This is a genomic window from Dyella sp. LX-66 (assembly GCF_018599165.1).
In the GTDB taxonomy this organism is placed as follows: Bacteria; Pseudomonadota; Gammaproteobacteria; order Xanthomonadales; family Rhodanobacteraceae; genus Dyella_D; species Dyella_D marensis.
The window spans coordinates 282,263-298,351 of sequence record NZ_JAHFVJ010000004.1 but is presented as its reverse complement, the minus strand read 5'-3'; the positions used below and the strand labels follow the sequence as shown (position 1 = coordinate 298,351).

Sequence of the window (16,089 nt, the reverse complement as noted above, 5' to 3'; positions counted from 1 at the left end):
GTTTTGCCCGGGGGGACGATGAAACGAAAGCCGCTATATACTCGCCCGGCTCGTGCGGCCGGATGGCCACGGGCGGTTGGCAGCGGCCTCGGCCGCCGACAGGGGGATACATGCCAGCGCAGGCGTCACCGCACATCCTGGTGATCGACGATTCGCCGGAAGAACTCCGCCACCTGCAGCAGCTGCTGCGGGGCGAGGGCTATCGCGTGACGCTGGCCACCGACGGGCGCCAGGGCTTCCAGCGCGCCATGGCGCTGCAGCCGGACCTGATCCTGCTCGACGTGCGCATGCCGGTGCTCGACGGCTTCGCCACCTGCCGCCTGCTGAAAGAGGCCCCGCGCACGCAGCACGTGCCGGTGATCTTCCTGAGTTCCGCCGGTGCGCTGGAAGAACGCCTCGAAGGCCTGACTCACGGCGGCGTCGACTACGTGCTCAAGCCCAGCCATCCCGACGAGGTGCTGGCCCGCGTGCGCATCCACCTGCGGCTGGGGCCGCGCGCGCATGCTGCGGCGCCGGCGGATGCCGAGAGCTTCCTGTCGCACGACGAGATCACCCTGCGCGCGGCGGTGCGGCTGATCAGCGAACAGCTGGCGGCCTTGCCGCCGCTGGAAGAGATCGCGCGCAAGGTGGGCACGCACGACAAGCGCCTGTCGGCGATCTTCCGCCAGCACATGGGCACCACGGTGTTCGCCTGGATCCGCGAGGAGCGCCTGCGCAAAGGCCGCGAGCTGCTGACCGAAACCTCGCTCGGCCTGCAGGACATCGCCGAAAGCGTGGGCTTTCGCAGCTCCTGCAACTTCATCACGGCGTTTCGCGAACGCATGGGCGTGACGCCTGCCCAGTTCCGCAAGGCCTCGCACAGCGACGAGCTGGCGACCAGCGAATAACGCGCGCCAGCTTCGCGCAAGCATCTGCGCGAGCTGGTTCACAGTTTGCTCACCACGCGATTGAAGCGGCTGCACAAATGCGGTTCAGTACGACGCACGCCGCTTTCCTGCGCCGTCCGCAAGCTTTGCCGCATGCCACGCCCACCCGGCGCAGCCGCTTCGGCAAAGTCGCCGCTCACCGCAGCGACCTCGTCTTTCCCGCGGAAAAAGCCCTTTTCCCCTTCATTCCGATGCCAACCCCGGCGTGCCAAAGTTTTGGCGCGGCGGCAGTGCGTCCCGCTGCGCAATACGCAAGTTCCCACAGCGCCATCTTCCGCGCCTTCCCGCGGCACGCTTACGATCCGCGCCGCTGACGACACCGATTCGGCATTGATGGGAAATGCCGACATTGGCCTGGCCTCCGCGTAGCTTCGCGGAGCCGCCGCCAAAGGGGGTAACCGGTGTCGTCAGCAAGGCTTTCGCGCTGAGGTCGTGATGGCAGCTGCAGGGACTGCCGCCGACACCTCCTCACCCCATCTCTAGCCGCCACAAGGGCGCAACCGTCCTGCTTTTCAGCAGCGGCGGCCAGGGGCTTTTTGCCGTCTGCATGCACTTCTCCGCGCACCGGAGGAGCGGGTACGGCTGCGCCACTTTCCGACCAGGCCGTTCCGCCACGCGGGACGCCACGAGCATGAGAGTGAACGGATATGTCCGCTTTGCCGGGTAGTTATCGCGGGACAGGGAAACGCGCGAGGGCGACGCTGTACCAGAAGCTCTTCGCCTTGCTGGCGTTGCTGCTGCTGGGCATGGCCATGCCGAAGGTGGCACAGGCAAACGAATGCCGCATGGCCGACCCCAATTCCAAGGGCGCGCACGTCGACGAGATCTGCTGGCTGCAGCTCGACGGCGTCACCTTGAATGCCAATGGCTCGACGCCGCTGACGTTCAATCTGCCCGACGGCTCGACCATGACCTTTACGGTCGACGTCAGCAACGTAGGTTCGAGCACGGGCCTGAAGGGCGTGCAGGCGCCGAGCTGGACCGGCTCGCAGTTCAGCGGCAGCACCGGCTACTACACGATCTACAAGCCGAACACCGCTGCGCTGTACACCAACAGCGGCACGGTCGCCAACGACACCACGGTGGCCTTGCGCGACATCCATCTGTTCGGCCCCAGCGGGGTGGAAAGCACCAACGCGTTCGAGATGGTGGTCGCCGATGGCGAAAGCACCAACAGCAACGAGTATCTCGACTTCGGCGTGGTGTCCGGCGGCAGCACGTTCAACCTGGTGGAGTGGCTGGGCGCATCGGCGGCCAACAACCTCACCTATGGCGCGCCGGGCAGTGCGGGCGTGCCGAACACGCCGGCCTCGGCCTGCGCCGGCATGATCGACTGCATCCGCATGGTCGGCAAAAGCGGCACCGCCAACGCGGTGGTGTTCTCGACCACGCGCACCGGCTCGCCCTTCACCGTGATGGGCCAGGTGCATACCAACAGCAGCAGCCTGCAGGGCTTCGCCTTCGGCGTGCGCTGGGGCGGCGTGCGCTTGCGCAAGGCGCTGCCCAGCGGCCGCCTGGACGGCAGCGACCAGTTCACCTATCGCGTGATCAACGTGAAGGGCCAGGAGATCATCAACACCTCCACCACCGGCGCGGCCGTAGGCAACTACGCCTACATCAGCGGCCAGGCGACCATGCCGGGCAATGTGCTGACGCTGAAGGAGGAGATGGCGCCGGGCAGCAAGTCCACCCTGGACCAGTACGACCGCAGCATCGTCTGCACCAATGGCAATCCGGGTTCGGCCACCGTCTTGCCCACCGGTACGTTCGATCCTGCCAACCCGCCCAAGGTCGACCTGCAACAGCTGGGCGACCGCGTGGATTGCACGCTCACCAATATCCCGCGCATCGCGGACCTCAAGCTGGTGAAGACCGCGCCCGCCACCGTGCAGGCCGGCCAGCCGCTGAGCTATACGCTCACGATCGGCAACAACGGCACGCACACCGCCACCGGCGCCATCTTCACCGACACCATGCCGGTGGGCGTCACCGGCGTCACCGCCGGCGGCGTCAGCTGCGGCAGCGCCACCAGCGGCGCGGTGTGCGGCGCGCTCGGCGTGAATGTCACCGGCAGCGACGCGGCCGGCTACACCATCACCGGCGCGATCCAGAGCCTGCCCGCCAACAGCAGCGTGGTGGTGACCATCAACGCCACCGCGCCGGTCAGCCTGGTCGGCACGCTCAGCAACACCGCCAACGTGAAGCTGGCGGGCACCGACACCACCGTCGGCGAACCCACCGCCAACACGGGCGACAACACCTCGACGGCCACCACCACGGTGCAGGGCACGCCCGCGCTGCAGGTGACCAAGACCGCCACGCTCAACGACAGCAACGGCAACAGCAAGGCGGACGTCGGCGAAACCATCAGCTACGCCATCACCGCCACCAACAGCGGCAATCTCACGCTCAATGGCCTGACCGTGTCCGACCCGATGGCCGGCGGCACCGCGCTGGCGTGTTCGCCGACCTCGATCGATCCGGGCAAGACCGCCAACTGCGGCAGCTTCGTGTACACCGTGACTCAGGCCGACGTGGATGCCGGCGTGGCGCTGCATAACGTCGCCACCATCACCGGCACGCCGCCGGGCGGCGGTTCGCCGGTCACCTCGACCGGCACCACCGACACGCCGATCGGCGACGTGCAGATCACCGCCAAGAACGACAGCTACAACGTGCCCAACGGCGCCAATGGCGGCAGCACCGGCAACGTGGTCGGCAACGACCAGTTCGGCACTGTCACCGGTCCGGCGATCGGCACGAGCAAGGGCCAGGTCGCGCTGATCTGGGGCAGCGTCAGCAATCCGCCGGCCACTGGCGGCTTCACCCTTAACGGCGACGGCACCATCACCGTGAAGCCCGGCACACCGGCCGGCACCTACAAGATTCCGTACACCCTCTGCGACGCCGTGCATCCGGCCAATTGCTCCACCGCCGAAGCCGACGTGACGGTAGGTGCGGCCGCGATCGCCGCCACGCCCGATACCTACACCGGCATCGACGGCGGCGTAGGCCAGGCCAATGCCGGCAACGTGTTGGACAACGACACGCTCAACGGCGCGAAGACCACGCCGTCCACCGTCAACCTGACGGTGACCACGCCGGCCAGCAACCCGAATGTGAAGCTCGACCCGGCGACGGGCGAAGTGTCGGTCGCGCCGGGCACGCCGGCTGGCACCTACACCATCGGCTATCAGATCTGCGAAAAGCTCAATCCGAGCAACTGCGCCAGCACCACGGTCAGCGTCACCGTCGCCGCCGGCAAGATCGCCGCGAACAACGACAGCTATACCGGCATCAACAGCAGCCTCGGCAATGCGAACGTCGGCAACGTGCTGGGCAACGACACGCTCAACGGCAGTGCCGCGGCAGTTTCGACAGTCACGCTGAGCGTCACTTCGCCGGCCAGCAATCCCAACGTGAAGCTCGATCCGGCAACGGGCGAGGTTTCTGTCGCGCCGGGCACGCCCGCCGGCACCTACACCATCGGCTACCAGATCTGCGAAAAGCTCAACCCGAGCAACTGCGCTACCGCAACCGCCACCGCCACGGTGGTGGCCGGCCCGATCACCGCGGGCAGCGACAATTACTCAGGCGTTTCCGGCGCGGGCAACCCGTCGGTGGGCAATGCGCTGGACAACGACACGCTCAACGGCGCCAAGGCCACGCCGTCCACCGTCAACGTGACGGTGACCACGCCGGCCAGCAACCCGAACGTGAAGCTGGATCCGGCCACCGGCAATGTCTCTGTCGCGCCGGGCACGCCGGCCGGCACGTACACCATCGGCTACCAGATCTGCGACAAGATCAACCCCGCGAGCTGCGCCAACGCCACGATCAGCGTGATCGTCGCCGCCGGCAAGATCGTCGCCAGCAATGACGCCTACACGGGTATCGATGGCGGCGTCGGCCAGCCGAACGCCGGCAACGTGCTGGACAACGACACGCTCGACGGCGTGAAGGCCACCCCGACCACCGTCAACCTGACGGTGACGGCGCCGGCCAGCAACCCGAACGTCAAGCTGGACCCGGCCACCGGCCAGGTCTCCGTCGCGCCGGGCACGCCGGCCGGCACGTACAGCATCGGCTACCAGATCTGCGAGAAGCTCAACCCGGCCAACTGCGCCACCGCGACGGCGAACGTCACCGTGATCGCCGGCAAGATCGTCGCCACGGGCGACAACTACACCGGCATCGATGGCGGCAACGGCAACCCGTCGGTCGGCAACGTGCTGGACAACGACACGCTCAACGGCACGAAGGTCACGCCGTCGACGGTAACGGTGTCGGTCACCACGCCGCCGAGCAATCCCAACGTCAAATTGGATCCGACCACGGGCAATGTCTCGGTCGCCCCGGGCACGCCGGCCGGCACGTACACCATCACCTACCAGATCTGCGAAAAGCTCAATCCGACCAACTGCAGTTCCGCCACGGCCAGCGTCACGGTCGCCGCCGGCAAGATCGTGGCCACCGACGACAGCTATACGGGCATCGACGGCGGCGCGGGCAAGCCGAACGCGGGCAATGTGCTGGACAACGACACGCTCGATGGCGCCAAGGCCACGCCGGCCAACGTCAACCTCACGGTGACGATGCCGGCCAGCAACCCGAACGTGCAGCTGGATCCCGCCACCGGCCAGGTCTCGGTCGCACCGGGCACGCCGGCAGGCACGTACAGCATCACGTACCAGATCTGCGAGAAGCTCAACCCGAGCAACTGCAAGAGCGCCGTGGCCACGGTGGCGGTGGTCTCGCTGCCGCTGCAGGCGGTGAACGACGACTACCGCACCACGCCCGTCAACGGCGCCACCGGCGGCACGCCCGGCAAGGTGCTGGGCAACGACACCCAGGGCGGTGCGGTCATCGGCGATCCCGGCCGCGTGATCACCACCCTGGTGGACAACGGCGGCCTGAAGGGCGCTTCGATCGGCCCGGACGGCAGCGTGATCGTGCCGGCCGGTACCGCGCGCGGCACCTACACGCTGAACTACCGCATCTGCGACACGCTGCTGCGTACCAACTGCAGCACGGCCTCGATCACCCTGGCGGTGAGCGACGACGCGCTGCTGCACGTAAGCAAGCAGGCCACGCCGCAGACGGTGAAGGTGGGCGACGTGGTGCGCTACACGCTGACCATCCAGAACACCGGCAAGGCCGACGTGCACCAGGCAGTGCTGGCGGATACCCCGCCGGTGGGCTTCACCCTGGTGGCCGATTCGCTCAATGTCGGCAACTCCGGCGGGCGCCTGGCCGGCAGCAGCCCGATCCGTGTCGAAGGCATCGACGTCGGCGCCGGCAAGAGCATCACCGTGGTGTACCTGATGCGCGTCGGCCCCGGTGCGTCGGCCCGCGGCGAGTACGTCAACACCGCGCAGATGCTGCTCAACGGCGTGCTCACCAGCAATGTGGCGCAGGCCAAGGTGCAGCGCGACGCCGATCCGCTGTTCGAAGACAGCCGCGCTTTCGGCACGGTGTTCGACGACCGCAACGGCGACGGCTGGCAGGCCAGCGCCACCGCCGATGGCCTGCGCGTGCAGGGCGGCTTCGCCCCGGGCGCGTATATCGCCGGTTCCACCACGGTGGATCGCGGGCAGGGCCCGCAGCCGGAAGCGGATGCCAGTGCACCGCTGCTGCACGGCATCGCCCTGGGTTCGCTGCGTGGCCGCGATACGGTCGCTCAGCCGGAAGACCTGCGCCGCATCGTGATTTCGCAGCGCCTGCGCAGTGCGCAGTTCACCGGCGACTTCCAGCTGACCAGCGCGGAAGGCACCACGGTGCGCCTGCGCAGCGGCGGCCAGAGCGATACGGCGCTGAGCGGCGATGCGGCCTCCGGCCACTCCGCCGAGAAGTTGACGGTGGAACGCCGTGTCAGCACCGAAGCGGACGGCAACCTGCGCGTGGACTATGTGATCGTCAACCGCGGCGTCGACGAACGCGGCATTCCCGGCGTGCGCATCGGCACGGTGGAAGGCAACCTGATCGAGACCGACGCCTACGGCCGCTTCCACCTGGAAGGCATCGACGTGCCGAACATGGCGCGCGGCCGCAACTTCATCATGAAGGTCGATGCGGCCACGCTGCCGCCGGACAGCGACTTCACCACGCCGAACCCGCAGGTGAAGCGCATCACCCAGGGCATCCCGGCGCGCTTCGACTTCGGCGTGAAGCTGCCGGTGCAGACCTTGCCGGCGCCGCAGAACGACCAGCCGGGTGGACCACCGGAGCACGCCGCCACGCGTGGCGACCAGCAGACGGGAGGGCAGCCATGAACGCCCGCCGCTCTCACTCTCCGACCAAGGCCAACCGGACCATGCATATCAGGACGCTGGACGCCGCCATTCTCGGCGTGCTCATCGCGGGCGCTTGGATGCCCGCCCAGGCGCAGTCGGCCAACGCCGCTGCCGTTGCCACCACCACCGCGCAAAGCGCACCGGCGGCACGCGGCCGCTACAGCCTGGATCTGCCCAACGGCGGGCTGATCTGGGCCACCGAAGACCCGGCGCTGACCTCGCCCCTGCTCAATGTGCAGGGCAGCGCGGTGGCCGCGTTCGAGCACGGCCAGGTCACCGAGCCCGTGCGCTTCCAGGTGTACAGCAACTACGACGCGTTCATCCGCAAGATGCAGATCAGCATCTACCGGAGCGACGACACCAACCTGACCGCACCGCTGGCGACGGTGGACGTCGCCCCCGGCGCGGTCGTGCAGGCGAACTGGGACGGCAAGCTGCCGGCAGGGATTTCGCTGCAGGCGGGCCAGCAGCTCAGCTACGTGCTGCGCGCCTGGGGCGAGGATGGCAGCGTGGATGAAACCTATCCGCGCAGCTTGCAGCTGGTGCGGCCGGAAGACCGGCAGCGCTCGCTGGAACAGCGCCGGCAGGGCGCCACCGGCGAGTTGCGCTCGATGAGCGCGAGCCAGCTGGAGGATCGCGAGCTGCTCGACAGCACCTTCGGCGGCAATGCGCTGCGGCGGCAGAACATCACCATCCGCGGTTCGCGCGTGCGGGTCTATGGGCAGAACGTGCCCGAGCAGGACGCCGTGACCATCGCCGGGCAGAGCGTGCCGGTGGATCAGCAGCGCAAGTTCGTCGCCGAGTATCTGTTGCCGACGGGTGCGCATACGCTCGACGTCGCCTTGCGCGGCACGGGCGGATCGGCCAGCCACTATCCGCTGGCGGTGAACGTGCGCGACAACTATCTGTTCGCGGTCGCCATCGCCGATCTCACCGCATCGAAGAGTTCGGTCAGCGGCACCGGCGCCTCGGCGGTGACGGTGGACCCGCGCTACCGCGACGGTTTCCTCGACGAGGGGCGCCTGGCCTTCTATATGAAGGGCAAGCTGGAAGGGCGCTATCTGTTCACCGCCCAGGCCGACACCACGGAACGCAACACGGGCAGCCTGTTCAACGGCTTCTTCAAGGCCGACCCGAAGGACGTGTTCCGCCGCCTCGATCCGAACATGTACTACCCGGTGTACGGCGACGACTCGACCACGTACCGCGACATCGACACCCAGGGCAAGCTGTACCTGCGCCTGGACTGGGACAAGAGCCAGGCGCTGTGGGGCAACTACCAGACCGGCTTCACCGGCACGCAGTACGCACAGTACGTGCGCAGCCTCTACGGTGCGGCGATCGACTGGCGCAGCCGCGAGGCCACGCCGCTGGGCGATCCGAACACGCTGCTGAAGGCGTTCGCTTCGCAGGCGCAGACGGTGCTGGGCCATACCGAGTTCCTCGGCACCGGCGGCAGCCTGTACTACCTGCGCAACACCGACATCCTGCCGGGTTCGGACCAGATCGTGCTGGAAGTGCGCGATCCGGCCACCGGCAGCGTGGTGTCGCGGGTCACCCTGGTGCGCGGCGTCGACTACGACATCAACGAGATGCAGGGCCGCCTGCTGCTGACCCGGCCGCTGGCGCAGATCGCCCAGGCCAATGTCAGCACCTTGTTCCGCGATCGTCCGCAGGGCGGCTACGAGAATCACCTGCTGGCCGATTACGAGTACGTGCCCAGCGGCTTCGACAGCAACGACGTCACCGCGGGCATCCGCGCCAAGCACTGGTTCGGCGAGCACGTGGCGGTGGGCGGCACCTATGTCGACGAGGGCCGTTCCAGCGACGACTACTCGCTTAAAGGGGCGGACGTCACCTTGCAGGCGGGGCGCGGTACCTATCTGAAGGTGGAGCGCTCGCACAGCGATGCCGCGGTGGCGCCGATCTACTACTCGGACAACGGCGGCCTGAGCTTTATCCGCACCAATCCCGTGACATCGGGCAGCCGCGGCGGCAATGCCACCGCGGTGGATGCGCACGCGGATCTGCGCGAGCTGGGCTGGAGCGCACGCGAGTGGACGGTGGGTGCGTGGTGGCGCGACGTCGACGCCGGCTATTCGGTGGCGCGCGCCGACCAGGGCCTGGCCGTCAAGGAGTACGGCGCGGAGTTCGCCGGGCAGATCCAGGATGGCCTGCGCCTGTCCGGCCGCTACAGCTACGCCAAGCGCGGCAACGATGCGCTGGAGCAGGGGCAGGTGCAGCTGGATTGGCAGCTGGCCGAGAAGTCGGACCTGATTGCGGAGATTCGCCGCGTCACCGAGACCTACCAGTTGCGCAGCGGTACCGGCACCTTGGCGGCCCTGGGTTATACGCAGCGCATCGGCAGCTCGCTCGATGTGTACGCCACGGGCCAGGTGACGTTGAACAACGACAACGGCGCGTATCCGACCAACGATGCGGTGACCGTGGGCGCGAAGTACCAGTTCGGCGATCTGTCCAATGCGGGGGCGGAGGTCACGCGCGGTTCGCGTGGCAATGCGGCCCAGGTGAATGGCGAGTATCGCCTCAACCCGGACCACTCGCTGTATGGCGCGTACACCTACTCGGTGGACAGCACCGCGCTGTACAACGATTCCAGCCTGCTCTCGCAGGCACCGGACGGCCTGACCATGGGCCAGCGCTGGCGCGTGACGGACAAGACCAACCTCTACAACGAGAGCCAGTGGTTGAAGTCCGGCCCCGATACCGGCATCGGCCACACCTTCGGCATGGATTTCTATCCGAGCCTGGGCTGGACGCTGGGCTTCACTCTGCAGGATGGCCAGCTCGATGCGGCCAGCGGGGCAGGGCGCGTCAATCGCCATGCGGGCAGCCTCAATGCTGGCTTGACCGATGCCTCGACCAGCTGGGCCAGCAAGCTGGAATACCGCCGCGACCGTGGCGCCGAGCAGCGCGACCAGTGGGTGACCACGCACCGGATCAGCTACAAGATCAACGAGTCGTGGCAGGTGGCCGGCCGCATCAACTGGTCGCGCACCAGCGACAAGGTGGACCCGAGCAACAACGCGCGCTTCAACGAAACCAATGTCGGTTTCGCCTGGCGTCCGTGGAACAGCGTGCGCTGGACGGTGCTGGGCAAGTACACCTACCTGTACGACCTGTCATCGCCGGGCCAGACCGAGTCCGACAGCTACTACGACCAGCGCTCCAGCGTGTTCTCGCTGGAAGGCGTGTACCGGCTGGATACGCAGTGGGAGTTCGCGGCGAAGCTGGCCACCCGTGAGGGCGAGGCGCGCGAGGGGCGCGGCACCGGTGCGTGGTACGACAACCGCGCGACGATGCTGGCGGGGCAGGCGCGCCGCTACGTGATGGGCGGGTTCAGCGTGATGGGCGAGTACCGCGTGCTGCGTGCTTCGGAAGGCGGCACCCGCAAGGGCTGGCTGGCCAGTGTGGACTACGACGTCAGCAAGCACTTCCGCATGGGGCTGGGCTACAACTTCACCGACTTCAACGACGACATGACCAAGCTGGGCTATCGCTACAAGGGTGTGTTCCTCAACGTGGTCGGCTACTACTGAGCGAGCTTGATGCCCAGGTGCCGTGCCTCCGCGAGGGGGCATGGCGGGGGAGACGTCCGTCCCTGTCTTCTCCGCGCGCGCCTGGGCGTCTTTTTTTCGCAGCCCGCAAGTTTCTCGCTACCTGTCATCCAGTGGCGGTATCGCTTGATGTTGCGTTGGCGCTTGGGTGTCTCGCCGTTGGCGAGTGTTTCGCCCCGCTGCCGCGGGGCGAGTTACTTTTTCTCTGCGTGCCCAGAGAAAAAGTAACCAAAAAGAGAGGGCACCCTGCTTGGCGCCCTCAGCAGCAAAGCTGCTGAGGGTCCGTGAGGGCTGGCCGGGCTTTTTGACAGGGCATCCATGCCCTGATCAAAAAGGCGGGGACATCGTGTCCCCGCCCCCTGCGGGGCCTTTTCGTCCAGCCCTCACCGCCGGCGCCAAGGGGACCCGGTGGATCAAGAGCCGGAGCAAAAGCGCGCAAGCGGAACGCTGCGGCTACGCCGCATGCTCTTCGTTCGATTGTCGCCGCGCCCTCCATCCCCCTCTCCCCTCCGGGGAGAGGGTCGGGGTGAGGGGCCGGCCGGAGCGCTGAGCCGAGGTTCGCAACAGGCTCCATTCGCCACAGCTCTACATAAACAAATCACCCGCCGGCGGATACGTCACGGAGCCGTCCGCATGCGGCCTCGCACGCTCGGTAAGCTCGGCAGTTTCCACATGCCCCGGCCCCAGGATATGCAACACCGTTTCGCCGCGCGCCAGCAGGTAATCGGTGACGATGCGCCGGTGGCAGCGCCACCACACCGCCTCGGAACACATGATGGCGCAGCGCTGCTCGCGGCCCAGGCCGATCAGTGCTTCCAGTCCGACCTGGAAGACATTGGTCAAGGCGTAGTCGGCATAGTTGTGAAAACTCTGGTGGGTCCAGTAGCCATTTGTTTCGAGCGGCACCGTTTCGGATTTGCGCCGCCGGCCGCCGAGTTCAGCCAGGTGCCGATAGGCGATGCCCTCGGCCGACAGGGACTTGGGCAGCACGTCGTCATTGAATGATGGGTTGGTGCGCGAGCGCGGAAACGCCCTGATATCCACCACCAGGCCCACCTCGCTTTCGTGCAGCAGCGCGATGAAGTCCGCAAGACTCCGGTTGGAATGTCCAATCGTGAAAAATGGCAAAGCCATGCAGCGCTCCATCGTCGATACGCGATCCATCCTGCGCCATGCCCGTCGATTTGGACGTCTAATTTTCATCGACCGCGCGTGATCCGGTGGGCGAGCCCTGCCGCGAGCACAGCTCGTGGCACGCGGATGTTGCATCGCAGCTTGATCTCATGGGCATGCCCAACCAATGATTCGGGCTCTGGCCATATTTGTATGATTAACTGACTATCTGGGGATGTCAGGGGAGTACAACGACTTAAGCCCGGCGCGCTCGATGCGCACCGGCTCAGCACGGTTCGAACACCAGTCCAGCACCATCCGAGCTTCGCAACGAGTTTCCCCGGACGGGCGGCGCGCCTCCCCCACAGGTTTCTGCGCGCCGCCCGTCGTTTTTTTTTCGAATGCCGCCTGGAGAGAGTCGATGAAAGTGTTTGCCGCAACGATGACCCGCCTCGCCGTCTGTGTCGCCGTGAGCTTCGCCACCGCGGCGTCGGCCGAGGACGTCAAGCCGGAATGGTCCAGCGCCGCCGTGCCGCAGATGGGCTTCAACAACTGGAACTCCACCCACTGCCGCGACGAATTCAACGAAGACATGATCCGCGGCGTGGCCGACAAGATGATCAGCAGCGGCCTGCGCGACGCCGGCTATCGCCATATCAACCTCGACGACTGCTGGGCCGACTGGCAGCGCGACAAGAAGGGCAATCTGCAGCCCAACCTCAAGCGCTTTCCGCACGGCATCAAGGCGCTGGCCGATTACGTGCATTCCAAGGGCTTCGCCTTCGGCCTGTATTCCAGCGCCGGCACCAATACCTGCGAGCCGCACCAGGCCAACCGCGGCTTTCCCGGCGGCCTGGGCCACGAGAAGCAGGACGCGGCGTTCTTCGCCTCGGTCGGCGCGGACTACCTGAAGTACGACAACTGCAATAACGAGAAGAAGCCGGCCAAGGAACGCTACGCCGCCATGGGCGAGGCGCTGCGCGCCACCGGCCGGCCGATCTTCTACAGCCTGTGCGAGTGGGGCGAGAACAAGGCCTGGCTGTGGGGCACGGATCCGTCCGTCGGCGCCTCGTCGTGGCGCACCACCGGCGACATCAGCGACAAGTACGATTCGATGCTGAAGATCTTCAAGGAGAACGTGGTTCTCGACGCCTATGCCGGCCCCGGCCACTGGAACGACCCGGACATGCTGGAAGTGGGCAATGGCGGCATGACCGACGTCGAATACCGCTCGCACTTCAGCCTGTGGTCGATCATGGCCGCGCCGCTGCTGATCGGCACCGACCTGCGCAAGATCAGCCCGTCCGCGCTGGAGATCCTGCTGAACAAGGATGTGATCGCGGTGGACCAGGATCCGCTGGGCAAGCAGGGCAAGCAGGTGCGCGATGCCAAGGGCATCCATGTGATCGTCAAGCCGCTGAAGGATGGCGGCAGCGCGGTGGCGGTGTTCAATGAAGGCGATGCCGCGCAGGACGTGGCGGTGACGGCCCAGGAAGTGGGGCTGAGGGCCGGCAAGTACCGCATGCGCGATCTGTGGAAGCACGCCGATGCGCAGGGCGACGGCTCGATCAAGGTGAAGCTGGAGCCGCATGCGACGGTGATGTACCGGATCTCGGCGATGTAAGCCGGCCATCCAGCGCCGGCGCTGGCGTAGGTTGGGGTGTGCGCAGCGAACCCCAACATGGCGCCTGCCAGGGCGTGACCGTTGGGGTTCGCTGCGCTCACCCCAACCTGCGCCGGTCGCGGTTGCCGGAAAAAGTTGGCAAGATCGCGCCGACATGCACTCTCGCCACCTCGCCAAGGACGCGCCCTCCATGCGGAAGCCGAACCCCGTTCGCAACCTGTACGGACACGTGATGCAGGAGATCGGCCAGCGCATCGTCAGCGGCCAGGTCAAGCCGGGCGAGGTGCTGCCGCGCGAGGAGACGCTGGCCGAAAGCCTCAAGGTCAGCCGCACCGCCTTGCGCGAGGCGATGAAGGTGCTCTCGGCCAAAGGCCTGATCGAATCGCGCGCTGGCGTCGGCGCGCGCGTGCAGGAGCCGCGCCACTGGAACCAGCTCGACGCCGACGTGCTGGCCTGGCGCTGCGCTTCCATGCCCACCGACGATTTCATCGACAAGCTGGTGGAAATGCGCGAAGTCATCGAGCCGGCGGCCGCTGCGGCCGCGGCGCGCCGCCGCACCGATGCGCAGCTGGCCGAGATCCAGTCCGCCTACGAGGCGATGGACGCGGCGCAGACCCTGGATGCCTGGGCCGAAGCCGACCTGCGCTTCCACGAGGCCGTGCTGCAGGCCACCGGCAACGAACTGCTGTCCTCGCTGTTCGCGGTGATCGATACCGCGCTGGGCACCTTCTTCGTGCTGTCCGCGCGCAACGCCACGGACTTCCGCTATTCGCTGCCGCACCACCAGAAGGTGCTGGAAGCGATCCGCCGCAAGCAGCCCAAGGTGGCGCACGCGGCCGTGCAAGCCATGATCCGCGACTCCCTGGCCAACGTGCGGCGCAGCCGCGGCAAGGCGCGCAAGGCCGGAGCGTAGCGCGGCGGGTGCGGTGGCCGGTGATGTAGAGTCCCGGCCCATGCAGGTCTTCGAAACCATCCTGGTACTTCTGCTCGGCGCGGCAGTCGTTTCCTCGTTCGCCAAGCGCATCAATATTCCCTATCCGGTGCTGCTGGCGGTGGGTGGCGCCTTGCTGGCCTGCCTGCCGGATGCGCCGAAGCTGGAATTCCCGCCCGACCTGGTGCTGGTGCTGTTCGTCGCGCCGGTGCTGATGGACGCCGCCTTCGATACCTCGCTGTGCGACCTACACGCGATGTGGCTGCCGGTGCTGTCGCTGGTGCTGGTGGCGGTGGTGCTCACCACGGTGGCGGTGGCGTTGGCGGCTCGCTGGCTGTTTCCGGATATGCCATGGGCGGCCGCCATCGCGCTGGGCGCCTTGCTTGCGCCACCCGACGCGGTCGCGGCGACCGCCATCCTGCGCAAGCTCCCCGTGCCATTGCGCATGCGCATGGTGCTGGAAGGCGAGAGCCTGCTGAACGATGCGTCGGCGCTGCTGATCTATCGCGTGGCGGTCGGCGCGGTGGCGGCCGGTGGGTTCCATGCGGCGGATGCCTTGCCCATGTTCGTGCTGGTGGTGTTCGGCAGCGTGCTGTTCGGCCTGGCGCTGACCTGGCCGATCACCCGCATCATGCGGCATTTCGAGGAAGCGCCCAGCGCGGTGATCTTCCAGTTCGGCCTGACCTTCGGCATCTGGTTGCTCAGCGAGCGTCTGCGGCTGTCGCCGATCGTGGCCGTGGTGACGTTCGCGCTGGCCATGTCGCGGCTGAGCACGCGGCCGATGCAGACGCATATCCGCGCCGCGTCCTTTCCGATCTGGGAAACGGCCACCGTGGTACTCAACGTCCTGGCCTTCACTTTGGTCGGCCTGCAGCTGGGGCCGATCCTGGAGAAGTCGAGCGCGGGCGAGCGCCTGCACTCATTGAGCATGGCGCTGGTGATTCTGGCGGTGGTGATCGCGGTGCGCCTGGGCTGGGTGTTCGTGCATCACCTGCTGGTGCGGCTCAACCGCCTGCGCGCCAGCCAGTCCGGCAAGCCCGGGCCGCCGGCCACCTTGAAGGGCGCCGCCGTGATCGGCTGGTCGGGCATGCGCGGCATCGTCACGCTGGCCGCGGCGATGGCGCTGCCGGTGGGATTTCCGTATCGCGACTTCATCCAGCTGACCGCCTTCGTGGTGGTGCTGGGCACGCTGGTGATCCAGGGCCTGACCTTGGGTCCGCTGCTGAAGCTGGTGCGCCTGCCGTCGGACAGCACCGTGCAGCGCGAACTGCAGCTGGCGCGTGCGACAGCGATCCGAGCGGCCATGGGCGAACTGCCCGCCGAGCAGACGCCGGCATCGATGCGCGTGCGCGCCGAACTTGCCGCAGCGCTGGAGAACGTGGAGCGCGGCCGCGCCCCCGGCAGCCACGAAGACAACGTACTGCGCCGCTGCCTGGTGGCGAAGTCGCGGCACGCGGTGCAGGACCTGCGCCTGTCCGGTGCGATCGGCGACGATGCGTTCCGGCAGGTCGAGGCCGAACTCGACTGGGTGGAGCTGAGTACGGGTGAGCCGGAGCGTCCGGCCTGAAGCGTTGCTGCGTGGATGAGGCTCGTCACGTCAGGCGTGATTTTGCGTCATGCATAG

General features: G+C 67.1%; 8 protein-coding genes. 6 read left to right on the top strand and 2 right to left on the bottom strand.

Translation table 11 applies throughout. From position 1 onward, the window contains the following. Positions 1 to 110: 110 nt before the first annotated feature. Positions 111 to 887: a response regulator gene (locus KK141_RS10130; RefSeq protein ID WP_214570517.1), complete on the top strand. Its 777-nt coding sequence runs from the start codon at positions 111 to 113 to the stop codon at positions 885 to 887. 38 nt (positions 888 to 925) lie between these two features. On the opposite strand, the gene KK141_RS10125 is transcribed toward KK141_RS10130, so the two are convergent. Then, entirely contained in the window at positions 926 to 1,276 is a 351-nt protein-coding gene (locus KK141_RS10125; RefSeq protein WP_214570518.1) for a hypothetical protein, read from the bottom strand. A gap of 297 nt (positions 1,277 to 1,573) precedes the next feature. On the opposite strand from KK141_RS10125, the gene KK141_RS10120 reads away from it, so the two are divergent. Together KK141_RS10120 and KK141_RS10115 are read left to right on the top strand one after the other, a co-directional pair. After that, entirely contained in the window at positions 1,574 to 7,198 is a 5,625-nt protein-coding gene (locus KK141_RS10120; RefSeq protein ID WP_214570519.1) for a DUF11 domain-containing protein, read from the top strand. Then, positions 7,195 to 10,779, top strand: coding sequence for a hypothetical protein (locus KK141_RS10115; protein ID WP_214570520.1), 3,585 nt, complete (start codon positions 7,195 to 7,197; stop codon positions 10,777 to 10,779). The genes KK141_RS10120 and KK141_RS10115 overlap by 4 nt, the downstream gene beginning before the upstream one ends. A 603-nt stretch (positions 10,780 to 11,382) precedes the next feature. Here KK141_RS10115 and KK141_RS10110 read toward each other — a convergent pair. Then, positions 11,383 to 11,931 carry a DUF488 domain-containing protein gene (locus KK141_RS10110; RefSeq protein ID WP_214570521.1) on the bottom strand — a complete coding sequence of 183 codons (549 nt, stop codon included), beginning with the start codon at positions 11,929 to 11,931 and terminating at the stop codon, positions 11,383 to 11,385. Between the two features lie 400 nt (positions 11,932 to 12,331). Between KK141_RS10110 and KK141_RS10105 the strand changes: the two genes are divergently transcribed. From KK141_RS10105 to KK141_RS10095, 3 genes are all read left to right on the top strand, one after another. Continuing rightward, entirely contained in the window at positions 12,332 to 13,534 is a 1,203-nt protein-coding gene (locus KK141_RS10105) for a glycoside hydrolase family 27 protein (RefSeq protein WP_214570522.1), read from the top strand. A gap of 190 nt (positions 13,535 to 13,724) precedes the next feature. Further along, positions 13,725 to 14,447, top strand: coding sequence for a FadR/GntR family transcriptional regulator (locus KK141_RS10100; protein WP_214570523.1), 723 nt, complete (start codon positions 13,725 to 13,727; stop codon positions 14,445 to 14,447). 40 nt (positions 14,448 to 14,487) lie between these two features. Continuing rightward, a complete protein-coding gene (locus KK141_RS10095) occupies positions 14,488 to 16,032 on the top strand; it encodes a sodium:proton antiporter (protein ID WP_214570524.1) in 1,545 nt (514 codons plus the stop codon). Positions 16,033 to 16,089 lie beyond the last annotated feature (57 nt).

What these genes read in the sequence shown, in the direction of transcription:
- KK141_RS10130 (WP_214570517.1), top strand. Translation starts at nt 111, where the DNA reads ATGCCAGCGCAGGCGTCACCGCACATCCTGGTGATCGACGATTCGCCG.
- KK141_RS10125 (WP_214570518.1), bottom strand. Translation starts at nt 1,276, where the DNA reads ATGTCGGCATTTCCCATCAATGCCGAATCGGTGTCGTCAGCGGCGCGG.
- KK141_RS10120 (WP_214570519.1), top strand. Translation starts at nt 1,574, where the DNA reads ATGTCCGCTTTGCCGGGTAGTTATCGCGGGACAGGGAAACGCGCGAGG.
- KK141_RS10115 (WP_214570520.1), top strand. Translation starts at nt 7,195, where the DNA reads ATGAACGCCCGCCGCTCTCACTCTCCGACCAAGGCCAACCGGACCATG.
- KK141_RS10110 (WP_214570521.1), bottom strand. Translation starts at nt 11,931, where the DNA reads ATGGCTTTGCCATTTTTCACGATTGGACATTCCAACCGGAGTCTTGCG.
- KK141_RS10105 (WP_214570522.1), top strand. Translation starts at nt 12,332, where the DNA reads ATGAAAGTGTTTGCCGCAACGATGACCCGCCTCGCCGTCTGTGTCGCC.
- KK141_RS10100 (WP_214570523.1), top strand. Translation starts at nt 13,725, where the DNA reads ATGCGGAAGCCGAACCCCGTTCGCAACCTGTACGGACACGTGATGCAG.
- KK141_RS10095 (WP_214570524.1), top strand. Translation starts at nt 14,488, where the DNA reads ATGCAGGTCTTCGAAACCATCCTGGTACTTCTGCTCGGCGCGGCAGTC.